Consider the following 21452-nt stretch of genomic DNA (forward strand, 5'->3'; position numbering starts at 1 on the left):
TTTGTAGGCCCACCCACTATAGGCGGGGCCTCCGACGCTACTCCCCGGACGGCGAGGCGGGCATGGCCTCGGTCCGGCCGTCGCGGGGCCGCGACGCCGTCTCGTCGAGGTCGGGCCACGCGGTCTGGTCGCGCTTGTTCAGCTGCTCGAGGTTGAGCCGCTTGGCGACCTCGTCGCGAATGTGGTCGCCGACGGTGTCGGGGTCGGCGTTGACCGGGACCACCAGGTACCGGCCCGGGCGCTTCTTGGCGAGGGAGAGGAACGTCTCGCGGACCTTGCGGTGGAAGTCCAGCGTCTCCTGTTCGATCCGGTCGCCCTCGCCGCCGCCCTTGGCGCGGGCCAGGCCGACGGCCGGGTCGAGGTCGAGCACGATGGTCAGGTCCGGTACGAGGTTCTCCGTCCCCCATTGGGAGAGGTGCGCGATCTCCTCGCCGCCGAGCCCGCGTCCGGCGCCCTGGTAGGCGATGGAGGAGTCGATGTACCGGTCGGATATGACGACGTTTCCGTCGGCCAGGGCGGGCCGGACGACCGAGGCCGCGTGGTGCGCGCGGTCGGCGGCGTAGAGCAGGGCCTCGGCGCGCGGGGAGGGGGCGTCGGAGTTCTTGGCGTCCAGGATGAGCGCGCGGATGCGGCTGCCCAGCTGGGTGCCGCCGGGCTCGCGGGTCTGGACGACGGTGTGCCCGCGGGCCTTGAACCACGCGGTGAGCTTGAGGACCTGGGTGGTCTTCCCGGTGCCCTCTCCGCCTTCGAAGGCGATGAACATGCCGGGGGCGTTGACGGTGCCGGTCGGAGCCTCCTCCTTGCGCGTGACGGACCGCCAGATGTCCCTCACCAGTCCGATGCCGGGCTTGTCGTCCATCCGGCGGAAGGCGAAGAGGCCCAGGCCGCCGACGAGGAGGGCGGCGACGAACAGCAGGACGCGGCTGGGAGTGAGGTAGCCGTAGCTGATCCAGGTCGTGGCCCAGCCGGCGAGCGGGGCGGCGACGACCATGGCGCCCATGAGGACCACGCGGGCCGAGATGGCGATGAAGGAGAACATGCGGCCGCGCACGTCGTCGTCCACTTCGCGCTGGAGCAGGGTGATGCCGGCGAGGAAGGCCATTCCGGCCCCGGCGCCGATCACGAAGGACCCGGCCAGGCCGACGAAGAGCAGCGGGGCGACCGCGTCGATGACGAGTCCGGCGGAGGCGAGCATGATGGACGCCGCGAACCAACGGGGTCGGGACAGGCTGCCGATCAGCTTGGGGCCGAACACGATGCCGCAGCCCAGTCCGATGAACAGGATGGCGGCGAGGGTGTTGAACGCCGCCCGTGCCCCGCCCAGGTCGATGGCGAAGGTCTGGCCCACGCCGACGAGGATGCCCGCGCCGCTGAAGGCGCCGAGGATGCCGATGATGAGGCCGCGCACCAGTTCGTGTCCGCGCAGGTAGCGGATGCCGTCGGTGAAGTCCTGCCACATGTTCTGCTGTTTGCGCTCGTGCTTGAGGTCGCGGCCGGAGATCTCGGGGATGAAGAAGTAGACGGTGACCGCGGCGATGAGAAACATGAGCGCGTCGATGTAGAGCGCGAGGACCATCGGCTCGCCGTAGATGCCGAGCCCGGACCACAGGTGCTCGCCGCGCTCCAGGACGGCCAGCATGCCGAAGGCCAGCGGCGGCGCGATGCCGTAGGTCGTGGCGAGCGTCAACTGGTTGGCGGCCTCGAGCTTGCTGTGCGGCAGGAGGTTGGGGATGCTCGCCTCCTTGGCCGGCATCCAGGCCAGGACGACCATCTCGATGAGGACTTGGGCGACGGCCAGCCAGATGACGGTGAAGGCGACGTTGTGCGTGATCACATAGACCGTCGGCGTCGAGGCGATGAGGAGGAAGCGCAGCAGGTCGCACGTGGACATGGTGATCCGCCGGTCGAACCGGTCGGCAAGCACGCCCGCGAGGAATCCGAAGACCATGGACGGGGCCAGGCGCAGCACGATGACGCCGGCGAAGGCGAGGCCTTTGGCCGCGGGGTCGTCGAAGAGCGACTGGGCGAAGCCGGCCGTGGCGAACAGGCCCAGCCAGTCGCCGAAGGAGGCGAGGCCGAGCACCGCCCAGAGCCGCCGGAAGGGTCCGATGCGGAGGACGGTGGAGAGATCCGCTGCGAGGTTGGCCATTGGGTTGTTGCCTACCCTTTCTGTCGACCGGTGGGTGTCGCCCGGGAACGGGGGCCTATTCCAGACTAGCCATCGCCGTCCGTCCTCGGGGTCACAGGCGGATTTGTGTGAACGGCGCTGCCCTCGAAGGCGGGGATGGGTATCGACGTTCATCATCGCATGCCCGGGGCCGCACTAGGGACCGGACGGGTTCCCGAGTGGGGTGCGCGCGGACGGGATCCGGGAGCCGGAGTCCATGCGGCGGTGAGGGTCCGCGGGATCACGAGCCATGCGGCGAGCGCCGTGCGAGGCTCGCCGGCGCGGCGCCGGGACGCGGAGATCGGGCACCGGGCGGGGAGACGGTGGCCGGGGAACTCCGCGGGTCCGGCGCCGCTATGAGCGGGAGGCCGAGAAGAGCGTCACTCTTCCCGGCCTCGGACTGGCGCTGTTCACGCCTGCAGGCGGCGGGCCAGGTACTCGGCCACCACGCGCTCGGCCTCGGCCAGCGCGGCGTCGTCGCCGGTCTTGTCGCGGCGGAACGCCAGGCGCACCAGGGCCTGCCCGGTCTCCACGGCCACGCCGATCGTCTCGCGCAGGGCCGGAGTGACCTCGAGCTCGTAGGTCTCCTCCAGCATCGCGGCGATGTGCCCGGCGATCACGTCGGCGCCGGTGGTGATGTCGTTGCCCTTGCCCGGGTCGATCGCGTCGGCCAGGTGGAGCACGCGGAAGCCCGGAGCGGTGCGGTACATGTAGGTGTACTCGGCGAAGGCCACGGCAAGGCCGCCGCGCCAGTCGGACGGGCCCTCGTTGGCCAGGCGGGCCTCGAGGCGCTCGAAGTACTGCTTGATGTAGCGCTGGCTCAACGCCTCGGCGAGCGAGCGCTTGTCGCCGAAGAACTGGTAGACGGAGCCGATCGCAACGTCGGCGCGCTGGGCGATGGCGGTGGTGGAGAGCCGGTCGTAGCCCACCTCTTCGATCAGGTCCGCGGCCGCGTCGAGCATGCGGCCGACACGGGCGGCGGAGCGCTCCTGGACCGGAAGGCGGCGCAGGGCGTGTTGTCCGGTGGCGCGTTCGAGCACGTTAGTACGCGTGAATTCGGCGGCCGGGCCGGGCACGTCGGCCTTGCGGGCGGTGGGCACTGTCGCGGCGCTCATGGTTCCTGTGCTCATAGTAAAGTGTCTCCCCCTTGAGTGGTGCGGCGCTTCCTCGGGCCGCACCGACTTACAGTCGTCGTTTCAGCGGTCGGACCCCGGCTACCCCCAGCCGGGGCGTGTCGCAAGACATTGGCGTCGAGGTCTCGGGAGAGCCGGTCTGGATCGCTCTCTTCGGTCCTCGCCTCCCCTCAGTCACTCTGCGTGGCTATTTCGGGGCTCTACGTACCATCATTGCCGAAAAATCCCATTTTATGGGTTTATCGGCGCCGTGTCGCGAACAACTTTCCGACTCTCACCTGTTCGAGTCCCGAGGTCGCGGCGGTCGTCGCGGCCCGTCTGGACGAAAGTTGCGAGTTACACTCGTCCCTCGGGAAATATCAAAAGGCTTCTCGCGTTATATAGGCGTCTAACGAAGCACCACCCGAAAGGAAACCGCATGAGCGCACGACGGAGACCAAGAACACAGCTCCGTCGGGTCGCCCTGCTCTCGGTCCACACCTCGCCGCTGGCACAGCCCGGAACGGGCGACGCCGGGGGAATGAACGTGTACATCGTCAACACCGCCAGGGAACTGGCGCGGCGGGGCATCGAGGTCGACATCTTCACCAGGGCCACCGCCTCGGCTCAACCGCCCCGCACCACCCCCATGCCGGGCGTCACCGTCAACCACGTTCCCGCCGGCCCCTACGAAGGACTCAACAAGAACGACCTCCCCGAGCAGCTCTGCAGCTTCACCGCCGGCGTCCTGCGGGCCGAGGCCCGCCGCCCCCAGCGACACTGGGACCTCATCCACAGCCACTACTGGCTCAGCGGCCAGGTCGGATGGTCCGCCTCGCAGCGCTGGCGCGTCCCCCTCGTCCACACCTTCCACACCCTGGCCAAGGTCAAGAACGCCACCCTCTCCGAGGACGACAAACCCGAACCTCCCGCCCGGGTGACCGGCGAACAGCAGATCGCCGACGTCGCGACACGCCTGCACGCCAACACGACCGCCGAGGCACGGGAACTCATCGACCACTACGGGGCCGAGGCCGACCGCATCGACATCGTGCCGCCCGGAGTCGACCTCGACACCTACTGGCCCTCAGGCGACCCGGCCCGCGCGGTGGCACGCCGCGACCTGGGACTGGGAGAACGCGACATCGCCGTGGCCTTCGTCGGGCGCATGCAGCCGGCCAAGGGCCCGGACATGGTCCTGCGCGCACTGGCCGACCTGGCCGACCATGATCCTGAGCTGGCAGAGCGAGTCGTCCCCATGTTCGTCGGAGGCCCGTCCAACGCCGACCCGCACTGGCTGCCGAAACTGGCCGCGCAACTGGGGCTGGCGAACCAGGCGCGCTTCCTCGCGCCGCGCCAGGGCCAGGCGCTCGCGGATCTGTACGGCGCGGCGGACATCGTCGCGGTGCCGAGCCACAACGAGTCCTTCGGCCTCGTGGCCCTGGAGGCGCAGGCCTGCGGGACGCCGGTCGTGGCGACAAAGGTCGGGGGACTGGCCACCGCCGTCGACGACGGACGTTCCGGGCTGCTGGTAGAGGGACACGACCCGTCCGACTGGGCGGCTGCGATCGGCGCGCTCGCGGGGAACAGTGCTCTGCGGCACCGTCTGTCGCACGGGGCGGTTGAGCACGCGTCCCGGTTCTCCTGGGGCGCTACGGCGGACCTGCTTGTCGACTCCTACGACGAGGTGCTGGACGAGCAGAGATGCCGGGGATTGTTCGCGGGTGTCGGATAGGCCTGGAGTAGAGAGATCGGCGGCTGGTCAATAGGCTCGCAAGCCGACAGGGCTGCTACGACTCAGCTCAGGAGTTTTTCAGACATGCGAAGAGGGGCGATGGAAATCCATCGCCCCTCTTCACGTAATCGAGCACGTGACGCTCGAGCCTCTTCTTAGTTGAAGGACTTGGCGTTGTTCGCCTCGGCCTCTTGGTAGGCCTCTTTGGCGGCGTCCACGGCCTGGCCGATGCCGTTCAAGATCTCGAGGATCTTCTGGAGAGCCTGCTGGCACTCGGTCTTGGCCTCTTCGTAGGACTCGCGGTCTTGACCATCCCACTCGATCGGGTCGAGCTTGGCGATCAGGCCTTCGAGGGCCGACACCATGTCGTCGGACTCCTTCTTGAGCCCCTGGGAGGCGTCCTCGAGTTCCTGGTAGCTCAGGGCAATTCTGCTCATGGTTTAGATTCCTTTCAAAGTATGTCGGGGACCGGTGAGAGTTCTACTGCTCTACAGCTCGTCCAGGTACGGGCTGACCGCGTCCTGGCCGGCGACGTCGGCTTCGGCGGCGTTGTAGGCGGAGTCGCCGATGAGGGAGCCGATCTCGTCGAGGCGCTCGAGGATGACCTTGGCCTTCTCGTCGAAGACCTCCATAACCTCCTGGAACTTCTCCGAGGCCTTGCCTTCCCAAGCGGCGATGAGCCCGTCCACGATGTTGCGGACCGCGTTCTGGCTCTGGTCCATCTCCATCTTGGTGTTCGCAACGTCCTGAGCGGCCTGCTCGACCTCTTCGACGTTCATTCCTACTGCGGCCATGTTCACCTCCGGGTGCGTGGGCCGAATCCAGCGATCGGGAGGCTGGTCCGGCTAGTTGAATTCGTCAGTTTTATAGTACGGACTCCCCGCAAGCTCGGAGAGCGTCGATGAGTCCGAGATGTCTTATTGGGCGGCATGGGATTCGGGGGAAATCCTGAATCGCCGCCGCCTGCGTCGGAACGCTTTTTCATCGTTGTCTACCTACGAGAATACATGTGACGCACAACTGCTTTATCCCTAGTTCGTGCCACAAGGGGTGACCAATGTGTAGTGCATTGATCACTCAAAGTCGGTATCGGTCGGGGTGGGATCGAGGAAGACCCAAATGACTTGCGGAAAACGCTCTCGCAGAGCCGAATCGGCCTCGTTCGAGGCGGCCTCGATCTGGGCTCCGGTCGCCTCGTCGTGCAGGTCCACCTTGGCCGCCACCAGGACGGAGTGCGGCCCGATCTGCAGTGTGAGCAGCTCTTTCACCGAGATGACCGTCGGCACCGACTCGATGATCGCGCGCATCTCCTCGCGCTGTGCGGAAGGCAGCGCGCGTCCGACCAGAAGCGAGATGTTGGCGTGGCCCAGCCGGACGGCGACGAGGAGGAGCAGGAACCCGATGACGATCGATGAGGCTGCGTCCCAACGCGAATCACCTGTGATCTCCGTGAAGAGGAGCCCGAGCCCGGCGAGGACGAGGCCGACGAGCGCGGCCAGGTCCTCCAGGACCACGGCGCGGAGGCTGGTGTCGGGGGACTGGCGGAGGTAGTGGAACGGGCGCAGGCCCAGGCGTTTCGCCTCGGTGCGGGTCTGCTTCAGAGAGCGGACGAAGGACACGCTTTCCAGCGCGAAGGCTATGGCCAGCACGGTGTACGAGACCAGGTAGTCGGTGTCCTCCTGCGCGTGGTGCAGGGAGTGGAAGCCGTGGGTGATGGCGAAGAGCCCGCCCGCGACGAAGGTGAACGCCGCGGCCATCGCGGCCCAGAGGTAGGCCGACTGGCCGTAGCCGAAGGGGTGCCGCTCGTCGGCCGGCTTCTGGGCGTTGCGCACCGCGAAGAAGAGCATGATCTCGGTGACCGTGTCGGCGGCGGAGTGGGCGGCCTCGGAGAGCATGGCGGCGGACCCGCTGAGAAGCCCCGCTACGAGTTTCGCGGCGGCGATGGCGAGGTTCATGAGGCCCGCGATCGCGACGGTCAGGAGGCTCTCTGAACCGGGTTCGGCGTCGGTCTCGGACAGCACGGGCGCGGAGTCGGTCACCTGACGAGATTACGACGAAACGGAGTCCGCCGCGGAGCTCCCGGAAATTCGGTGCGCGGCGGTCCGCCAGAGCGGGCTCGCTTCTCCCGTCCCGGAACGCAGTTCGGGCCGGACGCCACGCGTCCGGCCCGAATCCGGTGCTGTCAGTGTTCTGAGCAGCTAATGCCCCTTACTCTCCTTCACGAGGTGACCCCACTTCTCGTCGAAGACGGGGCGCTCGGAGCGGATGCGCGGCAGCCGGTCGAAGTTGCGCAGCGGCGGCGGGGTGGGCGCGGCCCACTCCAGGCTGCCGCCGTAGCCCCACGGGTCGCGGGACTCGACGATGCGGCCGGTCTTGTAGGACTTGAACAGGTTCCAGATGAACGGCAGCGTCGAGAAGCCGAGGATGAAGGCACCGATGGTGCTGATCATGTTCAGCGTGGTGAACCCGTCGCTGGCGGCGTAGTCGGCGTAACGGCGCGGCATGCCCTCGTTGCCCAGCCAGTGCTGGACGAGGAACGTCGCGTGGAAGCCGATGAAGGTCAGCCAGAAGTGCACCTTGGCCAGACGCTCGTCGTACATGCGGCCGGTGACCTTCGGGAACCAGAAGTAGACGCCGGCGTAGACGGCGAACACGATGGTTCCGAAGAGCACGTAGTGGAAGTGCGCGACGACGAAGTAGGAGTCGGAGACGTGGAAGTCGATGGGCGGGCTGGCCAGCAGGACGCCGGAGAGTCCGCCGAGGAGGAAGGTGACCAGGAAGCCGACGCTGAAGAGCATGGGCGCCTCGAAGGTCAACTGCCCCTTCCACATGGTGCCGATCCAGTTGAAGAACTTGACACCGGTGGGCACGGCGATCAGGAACGTCATCAGCGAGAAGAACGGCAGCATGACCGCGCCGGTGGCGTACATGTGGTGGGCCCACACGGCCATCGACAGGCCGGCGATCGCGAGGGTCGCGGCCACCAGGGTCTTGTAGCCGAAGATGGGCTTGCGGCTGAAGACCGGGAAGATCTCGGAGACGATGCCGAAGAACGGCAGCGCGACGATATAGACCTCCGGGTGCCCGAAGAACCAGAACAGGTGCTGCCAGAGGACAGCGCCTCCCGTCTCCGGGTTGAACACCTGGGCTCCGAACTGGCGGTCGGCGACGACGGCCAGCAGGGAGGCGGCGAGGATGGGGAACACCAGGATGACCAGCAGGGCGGTGATCAGGATGTTCCAGGTGAAGATCGGCATGCGGAACATGAGCATGCCGGGCGCGCGCATGGTCACGATCGTGGTGATCAGGTTGACCGCGCCGAGGATCGAGCCCAGACCGGAGATGGTCAGACCGACGAACCAGAGGTCCGCGCCGATGCCGGGGGAGTTCAGCGAGTTGGCCAGGGGCTGGTAGGCGAACCAGCCGAAGGCGGCGGCGCCGTCGGGGGTCAGGAATCCGCCGACGACCATCAGGGACCCGAACAGGTAGAGCCAGTACGCGAAGGCGTTCAGGCGGGGGAAGGCCACGTCGGGGGCCCCGATCTGAAGGGGCACCAGGTAGTTGCCGAAGGCGAACACGATCGGCGTGGCGAACATGAGCAGCATGATCGTGCCGTGCATGGTGAACAGCTGGTTGTACTGTTCCTCGGACACGAACTGCAGTCCGGGCTGGAAGAGCTCGGCCCGGATCACGAGCGCGAGGATGCCTCCGATTCCGAAGAATGCGAAGGACGTGATGAAGTACAGAATGCCGATTTGTTTGGCGTCCGTAGTCCTCAGAGTCCGGGCCAGCCAGGAGCCCTTCGGCTCTCGGCGTACAGGCCAGGGACGCGAGACGATCGGTTTCGGCTCGACCTTGGGCTCAACCGTGGTCACCTAGGGCCTCCATTTTCTTGTTCCAGGTAGCGTTCGCAGAATAGCGGTTGAAACCGGGCCCTGTGCGCAGGGGCCGCGAGAAAACGGCGTGGCGCGAAGTGTCCGGGCATTACCGCTCGGTGGTTTCCGCTGGTCAGTAAGGAAGAAATTACCGGCGGCCCCGAGGCCTGGCTGTGGAGCCGTCGCAGGATCATACCTTACGGTGAGCAACATCCTAATTATGTCAGCGCGGTTCAGCGCCGTGCTTCCGGCTCCAGTGCGGCGTGGACCCGTTTCACAAGAACGGCCGTCTCGTAGCCGACCTGTCCCAGGTCGCAGCCCGACGAGGCGAGCACCGCGACCTGCGCGCGGTCGCCGACGCTCATGAGGAGCAGCACCTGCTCGTCCATGTCGATGACGGACTGGCGGATCCGCCCGGCCTCGAGGACCTTGGCGGCGCCGGTCGTCAGCGAGGCCAGCCCCGAGGTGATGGCCGCGAGCTGGTCGGCCCGGTCGTCCGAGAGCCCCTCGGAAGAGGCCAGGGCCAGTCCGTCGACGGAGACCGTCAGCGCGTCGGTGACGTCGGGGACCAGTTCGACGAAGTTGGTCATGAGCCAATCGAGTTGTCCGCGGGCAATCGTCATATCGGTTCTCTTTCTGTTCCTCGGTAGTCGCCTCTGGAGAGGCGGTGGTCTTCGGCCTCAGTGGCGTCCGTACTCGCCCTCGGCGGCCGCGATTCCGGAGGCGAGGCCCGAGAGTCGGGACCGCACCTCGTTGGGGTCGGGGCTGGAGTCGTCCTGGACGGAGCGGCGGGGTCGCGCCGGGCCGTCCTCGGGAATGGACCCCGGGATCAGCCGGGATCCGGGGCTGCGCCGGGGGAGTCCGTCGGACGCGCCTGCGGAGGGTTGCTGGAGTGTCATGTTCACCGACCTGAAGGTCATACTGATCTTGCTGGTCTCCTCGGGGGAGGGGGCGGCGGACTCGGCGCTGGCGCCGGAGGGGTCCGCTGCCGGTTCGGAGCTGCGGGGCGGCAGGCTTCCCGAACGGAGCTGGTCGGGCACGATCGGCTCGATGGCGCTGGGGACGTCGGGCTCGTGGCCCGTTCCGGCCATGGGGACGTTGGCGGCGTGGGCGGCCAGGGCCAGTCGCGCCGGCGTGTGCGCGGCGATCTGTCCCTGGTGGTCGGTGACGTCGACCTGGGCGGTGGCGGGCAGGGTCACGACCGCCAGGGTGCCCTTGCCGAACGTGGAGTGCAGGCGGACCTGGATGCCGTGCTGGTGGGCCAGGCGGCCGACGACCAGGAGGCCCATGGTCGCGGTGAGCTCCGAGGTCAGCTGGGTGGGTTCGGAGAGTCGCTGGTTGATCTGCTCGACGTCGCGCGGCTGGAGCCCGATGCCCTGGTCCTGGACGGAGAGGATGAGGTCCGATCCGTTGCGGCGGGTGGCGACCTGGACGGGCGTGTTCGGCGGCGAGAAGTTGGCGGCGTTGTCGAGGATCTCGGCGAGGATGCGGGCGACGTCGCTGGCCGCGTCGGGCGTGAGGCACGCGGTCACGGAGTTGTCGATGCGGATCCGGTGGGAGGCCTCGATCTCGCTGGCGCCGTCGGAGATGACCATTCCGAAGTCGGTGGGGTGGCCGTAGCGCTTGGCGGGCTCACCGCCGGCGAGGAAGAGGAGGTTCTCCTCGTTGCGGCGCATGCGGGTCGCCAGGTGGTAGAGGGTGCGCCACTGGGGCGGGACGGAGGAGTCCAGCCCTCCGGCGTAGTCCTCCATGACGTCCTGCTGCTTGCGGATCAGGGTGTGGCCCCGGCGGGCGAGGGTGCGCATCATGGCCTGGACGTCGAGGCGCAGGAGCGCCTGGTTGGCCGACTGGCGCAGGGCCTGGTAGTGCGCGGTGTTGAACGCCGCGGCCAGGCTGGAGAGCTCGTCGCGGCCGTCGGTGTCGCCGACGATGGAGGCGTGGCTGTCCTTGGCCTGCTCCAGGAGCCGGTCGACCTCCGGGGCGCTGCGGGCGCCGGTCACGGCGGCGACGGTCTTGGGCAGTTCGTCGTAGGCGGCGCTCAGGGTGTTCTCGCGGACGGTGTCGATCCGGTCGGAGATGCGGCGCGCCAGGCTGATCGCGGTGCCCACGGCGATGAAGCTCAACAGGGTCAGCAGTCCGATGGTCGTCAGCAGCGAGGTCGTCGCGGCGACCTTCTTGCCGTCGACGGTGTCGTTGACGTCGCCGGCGGCGATGAGCTGGACCTTGTTGAGCCCCTGCACGGTCTTGGCCTGCGCGGTGATCCACTCCTGCGGGTCGATCTTGGGGACGACGCCGGAGAGGTAGACCTCGAGGGCCTCCTCGGCCTTCTTGGGGCCGTCGGACTCGCGCATCTCCTTGAACGCCGCGGCGGTGTCGCCGCCGGCGGTGGCGAGGAACTCCTTCACCTGCTCCTCGTAGGCGCCGGCCTGTCGGGCGGCGTCGGCGAGGCGCTCACTGGGGACCACTCCGGTGGAGGCGGCGGAGGAGATGTCGTTGAGGACGCGGTACTGGAGCTCGGCGGCCAGCCGGCCGGCGCGCAGAGAGGCGGCGAGCGCGTCGAGCTTCCCGGAGACCTCCGGCTCTTCGACGATGGGGGTCAGGGAGAAGACCATCTCGACGATGCTGTCGCCGCTGCGCCGGTAGACCTCGTAGGCCTGCAGGGTGGCCGGGTCTTGGGCGCTGGCGGCGCCGTTGAAGTACTTGTCGAGCGCCTCGCGGGCCCAGCTGAGCTCGTTGAGGCTGTCGAGGACCAGGTCGGCGTCGTCTTCGAGGGACGGGTGGCGTTCGAGGACGGGCTGCACGCGGGTGCGGAACTCCTCGTGCAGGTCGTCGGTGCGCAGGCGCAGGGAGTCCATGTCGTCGAGGCTCGCCTCGCCGGTGGCGATGGCCCAGCCGACTTCGCTCTGGCCGGAGTCGACCAGGTGGACCAGGGTCTCGGTCAGGCGGGTGATGTCCTCGGCCTCGCTGGACTCGCGGTAGTCCTCCCAGGAGTTCAGGAACTGGAGGAGGGCGAGGACGAGCATTCCCGTCAGGGCGGCGACGACGGGGAGCAGGAGCTGCGTGCGGATCCGGAGTTGGGGGACGCGTCTCCTGCGACGGCGAGAGGCGGAGCGGAGGGCCTGAGGGGCGGCCTTCTCGCTCGTTCGCCCCGATCTGGGCTTGCTCGTGGCGGGCATGTGGTCAGCTCCGATCGCGTCAGACGTGTCGGGGAGTGAGCTTGCGGCGGGCCGACCGGGAGGCCGGACGCCGCGCGTCGGGGTCTTCCTGCTTGCAGCCGGGGTTCGGCTGACATCCGAATTCTACTCAACTATGCGGGAGGGGGCCGCTCAGCCCCTCCCCGGGGACGCCGTCAAGGGGATTTCCCGGCTCCGGCGCGACCGAGTCGTGAGGACACTTCGCATTGGTGCGCCGGGGAAGCCCTGGGCAGCCGGTGGACTCCGGTCCGGCCGTCCGGGAGGGTCTCGGGAAGGGCGCCGGGAGCCGTATCCATACTGTGAGCGAACGGTGATGGTGCTCGAGCCGGGGGCATGTGAACGCGTCCGCGCACCGTTTCGACTAGCCGACGAGCGGACGGCCCATCGGGTACTGGTAGCGGCGCTGCCGTCCGCGGATGGCCAGGGCCGTGGCGAAGAGGACCGGCCCGATGCGCCCCACGTACATGAGGAAGATCAGGATCGCCTGCGATCCGGGGGTGATCGCGTCGGTGATGCCGGTCGACTGCCCCACCGTCCCCGCCGCGGAGGCCACCTCGAACATGATGTCCTGCAGCGGGATGTCCGGGTTCAGGTACTGCACGGACTGGATGCCGCCGGCCACGAGCGCGACGTAGATGAGCGCCACCGACAGCGCCTGCCGGATGGCGTCGGGCGGGATCTGGCGGCGGAAGGCCGAGACGTCGGGGTCGCCGCGCAGCTCGGACCAGATGACCCAGGCGAGGAGGAAGAACGTCGTCACCTTCATGCCGCCGGCGGTGGAGGCCGAACCGCCGCCGATGACCATGAGCACGACGCTGACGAGGACGGAGTCGGTGGTCAGTTCGCCGGTGTCGAAGGAGTTGAAGCCGGTGGAGCGCAGCATGCTGGACTGGAACAGCGCGTTGAGCGTCTTCTCCTGCCAGGGCATGGGCCCCAGGGTCCCCGGGTTCGCCCACTCGTAGAAGAGGAAGAGCGCGAAACCGATGACGAAGAGGAAGCCGGTCCCCCACAGGGTCATCTTGGTGTGCAGCGACCAGCGGCGGTGCCCCCAGCCGCGCCGGGTGATCTCGAAGAGCACCGGCATGCCGAGGCCTCCGACGATCGAGGAGACGATGACGATGACGAGGATGACCGGATCGGTCCGGAAGCCGGTCATGGAGTCGGAGAAGAGCGAGAAGCCGCCGGCGTTGAAGGCGCTGACGGCGTGGAAGAGCCCGGTCCAGAAGGCGTCGAAACGGTCGTAGCCGTAGGTGAACCGGAAGCGCAGCGACAGTACGACGGTGGCGAGGAGCTCGACGGCCCCGAAGATGGCGAAGGCCTTGAGCAGGATGCCCTTGAGGTCGCCCATGTCGAGGGTGCGGTTCAGCTCCGCCTGCGTCAGCAGCCGCCCGGTCAGCCCGATCTTGCGGGAGACGACGAGGCCCATGAAGGCCGCGGTGGCCATGATGCCGACGCCGCCGATCTGCATGGCCAGCATGATGACGCCCTCGCCGAAGAGGCTCCAGTGCGTCGAAGTGTCGAGCGTGATCAGCCCGGTCACGGTGATCGCCGAGGTCGCGGTGAACAGAGCGTCCAGGAAACCGGTGGGGGCGGAGCCGCTCTGGGAGACGGGCAGCAGGAGCAGCGCGGTGACGAGGAGGATCGCGGCCGCGAAGCCGAAGGGCACCAGGCGGACCGGGTGCCGGGAGAACCATTCCGACCAGGAGTTCATAGATCAGGTGTGGGAGGCGAAAGCCTCCACCTTCTTGGTCTTGCCGGAGACGATCAGGGTGTCGCCCTCGTGGACGACGGAGTCGGGGGTGGCGTAGGTGAAGTCCTCGCCGGGGGCCTTGATGCCCACGACCGTGACGGAGTACTTGGTGCGCAGCTGCGAATCGCCGAGCTTGCGGCCCACCGCCTCGGCCGGGGCCTTGGTCTTGACGATGGCGAAGCCGTCGTCGAACTCGATGAAGTCCATCATCTTGCCGGTGACGAGGTGGGCGACGCGCTCGCCCATGGCGGCCTCGGGGTAGACGACGTGGTGGGCGCCGACGCGGTGCAGTATCTGGCCGTGCTTGGCGGTGATGGCCTTGGCCCAGATCTCGTTGACGCCGGCCTCCTCGCAGGCGAGGACGGTGAGGACACTGGCCTCGATGTCGGTGCCGATGGCGACGACGACGTGGTCGAACTCGCCGAGGCCCAGCTGCTTGAGGACGGTCGAGTCGGTGGCGTCGGCCTGCACGACGTGGTCGAGGGTGTCCGACCAGCGTTGGACGACCTCGGGGCGCTCGTCCATGGCGAGGACCTCGTGCCCCAGGCGCGTGAGCGAGTGGGCGACGGCGGAGCCGAAGCGGCCCAGGCCGATGACCGCGACGGCGTCCTCATCGGCGAGGTCGTGTCGGTTGAACAGGGCCATGGTGCATCCTCAGGGTGTTCGGGCCGGTGCGTACCTGAACACGATACCCGTCCGTCCGGCGGGCCACAGTCCGACCGCGACGGTCGAGTGCGCCCCGCTACGGCGCCGGTGCTCTTCTGTTCCGGTGCGGGTGCCGCCGTGCGTCGGAGGCGTCGGTCCGTCCCGGTCAGTGAAAGGGGCTAACGTTCCGCGATTGAGCGGTGGAGACGTGAATGGCGCGTTACGCTGTGCCCACCTGTGGTGTCAAAGCGACGAGAACACTTCACAAAGCGTGTGCGATATGAGGTAATCAAGGGATGAACCAGGCGGTGTCCGCGCGGGCCAAGGCGAAAGGGGGCGAGCTGCCGCTCACCCCGGTGAAGGGCATGCCGTTGCGGACCTCTCGCGGGGCGGTCATGCTCGTGGTCGCGATGGCCTGCGTGGCGGTCTTCGAGATCGCCGTCGAGACGGCGGTCCACGGCGAGATGGGGTCCCAGACCTGGGTCTTCACCGGCGCGGCCTGCGCCGCCATGGCCGGGGCGTGGGGGCTCTCGCGCTGGCTGGCCCCGTACGCGGACCAGCTGATCGTCCTGGCCGCCGCGATCCTGACCGGCCTGGGCGTGGTCTTCCAACGGAGGCTGACCCTCACCGACTTCAACGACCCGCTGCCGGCCGACGCGGGACCGTTCGCCGACGCGGGCGGCCGCCAACTGATCTTCGCGCTCGTGGGCATCGCCTTCTTCGCACTGGTGCTCATGCTGTTCAAGGACTTCCGCACGCTGCGCGGATACGCCTACATCCTGGGCTTCGGCGGCGTCATCCTGGCGGCCCTGCCGGGCCTGCTGCCCTCGTCCATATCGGAGCGCAACGGGGCGAAGAACTGGATCATCGTCGGCCCGGTCTCGGTCCAGCCCTCGGAGTTCGCCAAGATCGCCCTGCTGGTCTTCTTCGCCTACTACCTCTACCGGCACCGGGACGTACTGAGCGTGGCGGGGAAGAAGGCCATGGGGATCCAGTTCCCGCGGCTGCGGGACTTCGGGCCGATCATCATCATGTGGGTCGCCTCCATGGGAATCCTGGTGCTGGAGAACGACCTGGGATCGTCACTGCTGTTCTTCGGCCTGTTCATGGCCATGCTCTACACGGCGACGAGACGCGTCTCATGGATCATCATCGGCCTGCTGCTGTTCGTCGGCGGGTGCGTGGCCATCTACCCGTTCTTCGAGCACCTCCAACTGCGCGTGCAGATCTGGCTCGACCCGTTCAACCCCGCGTACGTCAACGACCAGAGCTACCAGCTCGTCCAGGGACTCATCGGACTGGGATCGGGCGGACTGATCGGAGCCGGCCCCGGAGGGGGAGAGCCGAACATCATCCCGTTCGCCGAGTCGGACTTCATCCTGGCGGCCCTGGGCGAGGAGATCGGCCTGGCCGGCCTCATAGCGGTCTTCCTGCTCTACGGGATCCTGGTGGAGCGGGCCTTCAAGACCGGCGTCATGCAGCGCGACGGGTTCGGGAAGCTGGTCGTAGCCGGCCTGGGCTTCTCCTTCGCCTTCCAGATCTTCGTGGTCGCCGGGGGCGTGAGCGGACTGATCCCGCTGACCGGCCTCAACACCCCGTTCCTGGCGGCGGGCGGATCGTCCATGCTGGCCAGTTGGATCATGATCGCCCTCCTGGTGCGGATCTCGGACGACGCGCGGCGCCCGTGGAACCCGTCGTTCGGCCTGCAGAAGATCCAGCCGCCGCCCGAGTGGTTCGCCGCGCACGGCGACAGGCCCGTGGCGGGGGTCCGCGAGGAGGCCGACATGGCCCCGGCCGGGGACCAGGAGACCCAGCTGATCCTCGCCCAGGAGACCGGGCAGATCGTGTCCGAGGACGTCAGCCCGGTGACCGCCGAGCCGGACGTGGTGGACGAGCCCGACGACGAGGAGGAGAAATGAACCCGGCCATACGCCGCACCGGCGTCATCGCCCTGATCCTGCTGGGAGCGGTCTTCCTGCAGTTCAACAAGGTCCAGTTCCTCGACGCGGCCGACCTGGCCGAAGACGGCCACAACGCCCGCCAGGAGATAGAAGAGTACTCCGTTCCCCGCGGCGAGATCCTCGCGGCGGACGGGACGCAACTTGCCGTCTCCCAGCCCTCGCCGGAGGACTCGCGGCTGAAGTACTACCGGACCTACCCGGAGGGAGCCCCCTTCAGCTACCTGACGGGGTTCAAGTCCCTGAACGTCGGCTCCTACGGACTGGAGCGGGCCGAGGGCCCCGTCCTGGACGGCAGCGACGCGCTGTTCTTCACCGACAAGGTCAAGGACCTCTTCACCGGCGAGACCCCGCTGGGCGGCAACGTCCACACCAGCCTGGACCCCGACCTGCAGAGGCAGGCCTACGACCGGCTCTCCGGCACGGGCGTGCCGGGCGCGGCCGTGGTGATGGACCCGAGGACGGGAGAGGTGCTCGCCGACGTCGGAACCCCCGGCTACGACCCCGACGACCTCGCCTCCAACGACGGGGAGACCGCCGAGAACGCCTGGCGCGAGATCGCCGGCCCGGACGGGACCGACCCGGAGAACAACCTCCAGGACCCCTCGCGCCTGCAGACCTATCCGCCGGGATCGACGTTCAAGGCGGTCACGGCCGCGGCCTTCATCAAGAACGGCTACGGGAACGCGAACACCATGGTCCCCGCGGGAAACTCGTACGACCCGCCGGACACCGACCACACCATCACCAACCAGGGCGACCAGTGCCCCGAGTCCGAACTGCCTCTGAAGGAGGCGTTCGCCCGCTCCTGCAACACCACCTTCGCGCAGCTGTGCGTCAACGACCTCAGCGCGGGCGAGATGCGGGACATGGCCTCCGACTTCGGCATCGGCGAGGAGTTCGAGATGCCCCTCACGGTGGCGAAGTCCGAGATCGGCGACATCGACTCCCCGGCCTTCCGCGCCCAGTCCTGCTTCGGGCAGCAGAGCGTGAGGCTCACGCCCTTCCAGAACGCCATGATCGCCTCGGCCATAGCCAACGACGGCATCCTGATGGAGCCCAGCCTGGTCACGAAGATCACCGACCAGAAGAACGGCGAGACTCTGCGGAACATCCGCCCCGACCAGTACAACAGGGTGCTCTCGCAGGCCGACAACGAGCAGATGCGGATCCTCATGGACGAGGTCGTCAACGGGGACCGCGGAACCGGCGGAGCGGCCCGGCAGGGGGGCTACGACATCGCGGGCAAGACCGGGACCGCGGAGAACACCGACGAGAAGGGCGACGACCTGCCCACCCACGGCTGGTTCATCGGATACGGGGGAGAGGAGGGCTCCGACACGCCGACGGTGGCCGTCAGCGTCTTCGTCAAGAACTACGGCGACGCGGGCTCCGGCCTGGCGACCCAGATCGCCGGCGAACTGATGGCGCAAGCGCTTGAGGACCAGGGCAACTGACCGGGCCCCGATTCGATCTCACTGGGTACGGCACTCGGGAGGGCTCTGGTGTCGGTGCCATATGCTTGAGGGGAGATCGCGATGGGGCGTGCCGCCCGGAGCAGACCTGAGGAGAGAGCCCGACATGTTCAGCCCTGACACACTCCTGGGAGGGCGCTACCGCCTGACTGATCCCATCGCCGCCGGCGGCATGGGGGAGATCTGGAAGGCTCAGGACACCGTCCTGGAACGCGTCGTCGCCGTCAAAGTCCTCCTTCCCGAGCTGGTGACCGACACCGAGTTCATCCAGCGCTTCCAGGCCGAGGCCAAGATCGTCGCGGCCCTCGACCACCCCAACATCGTCTCTGTGTACGACTACGGGGAGGCCGCCACCGAGGACGGATCCCGGACCGCCTACCTGGTCATGCAGTTCGTCGACGGGGAGAGCCTCGCCGACCGCCTGGAGCGGGGGACCATGGAGCCCGCCGAGGTCCTGCCCCTCACCGCCGCCATCGCGCGGGCCCTCCAGCACGCCCATGAGCACGGCATCGTCCACCGCGACATCAAGCCGGGCAACATCCTCCTGCGGCGCGACGGAAGAGCCATCCTCACGGACTTCGGCATCGCCCGCTCGCACGGCAGCGCGGACCTCACCCAGACCGGAGCGGTCATGGGCACCGCCTCCTACATCGCGCCCGAACAGGCCGAAGGCCTCGGCGCCACCGCCCTGTCGGACCAGTACTCGCTGGGAGTCGTGGCCTACCACGCCCTCTCGGGCGCCAAGCCCTTCAACTCCGAGAACCCCATCGAGGTCGCCCTCCACCACATCCGCACCCAGCCCCAGCCCCTGCCCCAGCACCTCCCGCCCGCCGTTGTGCGGTGCGTCGCCACTTCCATGGCCAAGGACCCCGCCCAGCGCTACGCGAACTCCGCGGAATTCGCCTCCGCCGCCGAGGCGGCGCTGCAGGGCCAGGCCGTGACCCCGTCCGGGGGAACCAACCGCACCTCCGTCATGACCGGCGTCCCCGCCGGAGCGCCCGCGCCCCAGACCGGCGCGTACGGTGCGCCACCGGTCGGCGAGGGCAGCGGGTCTGGCACTCCGGGAGGCGGCAAGTCCCGCCTCACGCTCGTCGCCGTTCTGGCCACCGTCCTCACCATCGTCCTGGCCGGGGGAGCGGCCTGGTACTTTACACGCGGCGGGGAGGAGGACCCCGACAACGGGGGGACCGTCGAGAACACCTCCGAGCCCTCCGACTCCGCGAGCGAGTCCGACGACGACGCGGACGAGCCCGACGACGACAACGATGACGACGACACCGACTCGCCGGGCGGACAGCTCGGCGAATGCCTCGACCCGGACGGCTGCTGAGACCGATGTCCAGGGGACGCGTGCCCGGCGACCGGCAAGATCACAGGCCGGGCGCGCGCCCGGCCCGCGTTGGAGGGTGACGATCGCGACCAGCGACGACGGGTCCGGACGACTCCCCCTAGAAGCGGATAACACGGCGGAACGATCGCTACAATCAACCAAGACGCAGAACTATGAGGCGTAGACCATTGAGGAAAACGAGTCGACGATGAGTGAAGAACCCCGCCTGCTCGGCGGACGCTACGAGGTGGCCGAGACCATCGGTTACGGCGGCATGGCCGAGGTCCATCGCGGCCGCGACCGCAGGCTGGGCCGTGAGGTCGCGATCAAGCTGCTGCGCTCCGACCTCGCCCACGATGAGACCTTCCTCATCCGCTTCCGCCGAGAGGCGCAGAACTCCGCCTCCCTCAACCACCCCAATATCGTCGCCGTCTTCGACACGGGTGAAGAGGACGGCATCCCCTACATGGTGATGGAGTACGTCGACGGCAAGACCCTGAAGGAGTACCTGCTCGCCGACGGCGCCTTCGAGCCGGCCCGCGCCGCCGAACTGGTGGCCGACTCCTGCTCCGCGCTCGACTTCAGCCACAAGCACCACATCATCCACCGCGACATCAAGCCCGGCAACATCATGCTCACCTCGACCGGCCAGGTCAAGGTGATGGACTTCGGCATCGCGCGGGCGCTGGCCAGCGGCCAGTCCACGATGACCCAGACCTCGGCCGTCATCGGAACGGCCCAGTACCTCTCGCCGGAGCAGGCGCGCGGCGAGACCGTCGACGCCCGCTCGGACGTCTACGCCACCGGCTGCGTCCTCTACGAGCTCCTGGTGGGGCACCCGCCGTTCACCGGCGACAACCCGGTGTCGGTGGCCTACCAGCACGTCAAGGAGGACCCGACCCCGCCGAGCCAGGTCAACCCGGCCATCCCGCCGCAGATCGACGCGGTGGTCATGAAGGCCCTGGCGAAGAACCCGGACAACCGCTACCAGTCGGCCGGGGAGATGCGCGAGGACCTCATGCGCGCGGCCGCCGGCGGCGCCGTCACCGCGCCCATGGTCATGCCCTCGTCGGACGAGACGCAGATCGTCGGCGGAGCCGGCGTCGGCGCCCCGAACACCGAGACGATCACGCCCATCGAGACGCGCAAGAGCAAGAAGCGCGGCCCGTTGATCGCGTTGATCACCATCCTGGCGTTGCTGGCCATCGGCGGCGGCGCGTGGCTGGTCTGGGCCCTCGGCAACGGCGAGGAGGGCAACGGGTCCGTCACCGTCCCCAATGTCATGGGGCAGACTCAGGAAGAGGCGGAGAAGCAGCTCGAGGCCGACAATTTCGAAGTCGCCTACGAGCGCGAGACCGCCGACACCGCCGACGACGAGGACATCGGCACCGTCACCGAACAGGACCCCGAGGGTAATACCCAGGCTAAAGAGGGGTCGACGGTCACGATCACCATTCTCGAGGCGCCGGGCAAGATCTCCCTCGACGACTACCGCGGGCAGCAGTACAGTGAGGCCGAAGAGGCGCTCGAGGACGCCGGCTTCGACGTGGAGCGGGAGGACGACGACGATTCCAGCGAATCGCCGGGAACCGTCGTGGACCAAGACCCGCCGGGCGGCAGAGAGGTCGACAGGGGAGCGACGATCACCCTGACCGTCGCCTCCGGCGCCAACCAGGTCGAGGTCCCGAACGTGACCGGGGTGTCCGAGGAGCACGCCCAGTCGCGGCTCGACGACCTCGGCCTCGAGATGGAGATCGAGTACCGCGCGGACAACGGAAACCCGGACGTCTCCATCGACCAGGACCCCCCGAAGGGGACGACCGTCGAGAAGGGGACCACGGTCACCGTCTTCTTCCCGGGCGTCCAGATCGAGTTCTCCAACGGCACCACCACGGTCGCCGAGTTCATGGCGACCTACGGCGAGCAGCTGGAGATCGAGTGCGTGCAGCAGGGCTCGGGCGGCTCCTGCAACGACACCGACGTGGTGGTCGGGAGTGCCCCGCCCAACGGTGACACCGTCGCTCCGGGCACCCCGGTGACGATCGACGCGCGCGATCCGGACGACGAGGACGACGGAGGCGAAGGCGGCGAGGACGACCCGTCCACCGATCCGTCGGAGTCGGAGGATCCGCTGGACCCGACCGGCTGACCGGACTAGACCACGGCCCGGGCCGGCCGATCCGGGCCGCACCTGAGGCTGAGGGCACATGA

The 21452-nt window shown here is 68.2% G+C and carries 15 protein-coding genes; 5 read left to right on the forward strand and 10 right to left on the reverse strand.

Going from position 1 to position 21452, the window contains the following annotated elements; all coding sequences use genetic code 11:
- Positions 1-37 precede the first annotated feature (37 nt).
- Positions 38-2149, reverse strand: a complete 2112-nt coding sequence (gene tmk, locus ACFTE1_RS23190) for a dTMP kinase (protein ID WP_380618931.1) — start codon at positions 2147-2149, stop codon at positions 38-40.
- 428 nt (positions 2150-2577) lie between these two features.
- The gene (locus ACFTE1_RS23195; RefSeq protein WP_380618929.1) at positions 2578-3297 is read right to left on the reverse strand and encodes a TetR family transcriptional regulator; all 720 of its coding nucleotides are present in this window, start codon (positions 3295-3297) and stop codon (positions 2578-2580) included.
- 421 nt (positions 3298-3718) lie between these two features.
- On the opposite strand from ACFTE1_RS23195, the gene mshA reads away from it, so the two are divergent.
- Positions 3719-5014 carry a D-inositol-3-phosphate glycosyltransferase gene (mshA, locus tag ACFTE1_RS23200; protein WP_380618927.1) on the forward strand — a complete coding sequence of 432 codons (1296 nt, stop codon included), beginning with the start codon at positions 3719-3721 and terminating at the stop codon, positions 5012-5014.
- A gap of 155 nt (positions 5015-5169) precedes the next feature.
- On the opposite strand, the gene ACFTE1_RS23205 is transcribed toward mshA, so the two are convergent.
- From ACFTE1_RS23205 to ACFTE1_RS23240, 8 genes are all read right to left on the reverse strand, one after another.
- The gene (locus tag ACFTE1_RS23205) at positions 5170-5451 is read right to left on the reverse strand and encodes a WXG100 family type VII secretion target (protein WP_380618925.1); all 282 of its coding nucleotides are present in this window, start codon (positions 5449-5451) and stop codon (positions 5170-5172) included.
- Positions 5452-5502: 51 nt separating this feature from the next.
- Entirely contained in the window at positions 5503-5808 is a 306-nt protein-coding gene (locus ACFTE1_RS23210; RefSeq protein WP_380618923.1) for a WXG100 family type VII secretion target, read from the reverse strand.
- A gap of 279 nt (positions 5809-6087) precedes the next feature.
- Positions 6088-7053: a cation diffusion facilitator family transporter gene (locus ACFTE1_RS23215; RefSeq protein ID WP_380618921.1), complete on the reverse strand. Its 966-nt coding sequence runs from the start codon at positions 7051-7053 to the stop codon at positions 6088-6090.
- Between the two features lie 159 nt (positions 7054-7212).
- Positions 7213-8889 (reverse strand): aa3-type cytochrome oxidase subunit I, encoded by a 1677-nt coding sequence (ctaD, locus tag ACFTE1_RS23220; RefSeq protein WP_380618919.1) that lies wholly within the window; start codon positions 8887-8889, stop codon positions 7213-7215.
- Positions 8890-9122: 233 nt separating this feature from the next.
- Positions 9123-9512, reverse strand: a complete 390-nt coding sequence (locus ACFTE1_RS23225) for a roadblock/LC7 domain-containing protein (protein ID WP_380618917.1) — start codon at positions 9510-9512, stop codon at positions 9123-9125.
- 57 nt (positions 9513-9569) lie between these two features.
- The gene (locus ACFTE1_RS23230) at positions 9570-12065 is read right to left on the reverse strand and encodes an ATP-binding protein (RefSeq protein ID WP_380618915.1); all 2496 of its coding nucleotides are present in this window, start codon (positions 12063-12065) and stop codon (positions 9570-9572) included.
- A 379-nt stretch (positions 12066-12444) separates the two neighbouring features.
- Positions 12445-13794: a TrkH family potassium uptake protein gene (locus tag ACFTE1_RS23235; protein ID WP_380618913.1), complete on the reverse strand. Its 1350-nt coding sequence runs from the start codon at positions 13792-13794 to the stop codon at positions 12445-12447.
- Positions 13795-13797: 3 nt separating this feature from the next.
- Positions 13798-14478 carry a potassium channel family protein gene (locus ACFTE1_RS23240; protein WP_380618911.1) on the reverse strand — a complete coding sequence of 227 codons (681 nt, stop codon included), beginning with the start codon at positions 14476-14478 and terminating at the stop codon, positions 13798-13800.
- Positions 14479-14774: 296 nt separating this feature from the next.
- Here ACFTE1_RS23240 and ACFTE1_RS23245 point away from each other — a divergent pair, with 296 nt between their 5' ends.
- The 4 genes from ACFTE1_RS23245 to pknB all read left to right on the forward strand — a co-directional run bounded on the left by ACFTE1_RS23245 (position 14775) and on the right by pknB (position 21390).
- Positions 14775-16397 carry an FtsW/RodA/SpoVE family cell cycle protein gene (locus ACFTE1_RS23245; protein ID WP_380618909.1) on the forward strand — a complete coding sequence of 541 codons (1623 nt, stop codon included), beginning with the start codon at positions 14775-14777 and terminating at the stop codon, positions 16395-16397.
- Positions 16394-17893: a penicillin-binding transpeptidase domain-containing protein gene (locus tag ACFTE1_RS23250; protein ID WP_380618907.1), complete on the forward strand. Its 1500-nt coding sequence runs from the start codon at positions 16394-16396 to the stop codon at positions 17891-17893. The genes ACFTE1_RS23245 and ACFTE1_RS23250 overlap by 4 nt, the downstream gene beginning before the upstream one ends.
- A gap of 124 nt (positions 17894-18017) precedes the next feature.
- Entirely contained in the window at positions 18018-19241 is a 1224-nt protein-coding gene (locus ACFTE1_RS23255) for a protein kinase domain-containing protein (protein WP_380618905.1), read from the forward strand.
- Between the two features lie 208 nt (positions 19242-19449).
- Complete coding sequence (pknB, locus tag ACFTE1_RS23260) at positions 19450-21390, forward strand: Stk1 family PASTA domain-containing Ser/Thr kinase (RefSeq protein WP_380618903.1); 1941 nt, start codon at positions 19450-19452, stop codon at positions 21388-21390.
- Positions 21391-21452 lie beyond the last annotated feature (62 nt).

The organism is Salininema proteolyticum (assembly GCF_042685645.1).
Lineage (GTDB): Bacteria > Actinomycetota > Actinomycetes > Mycobacteriales > Micromonosporaceae > Salininema > Salininema proteolyticum.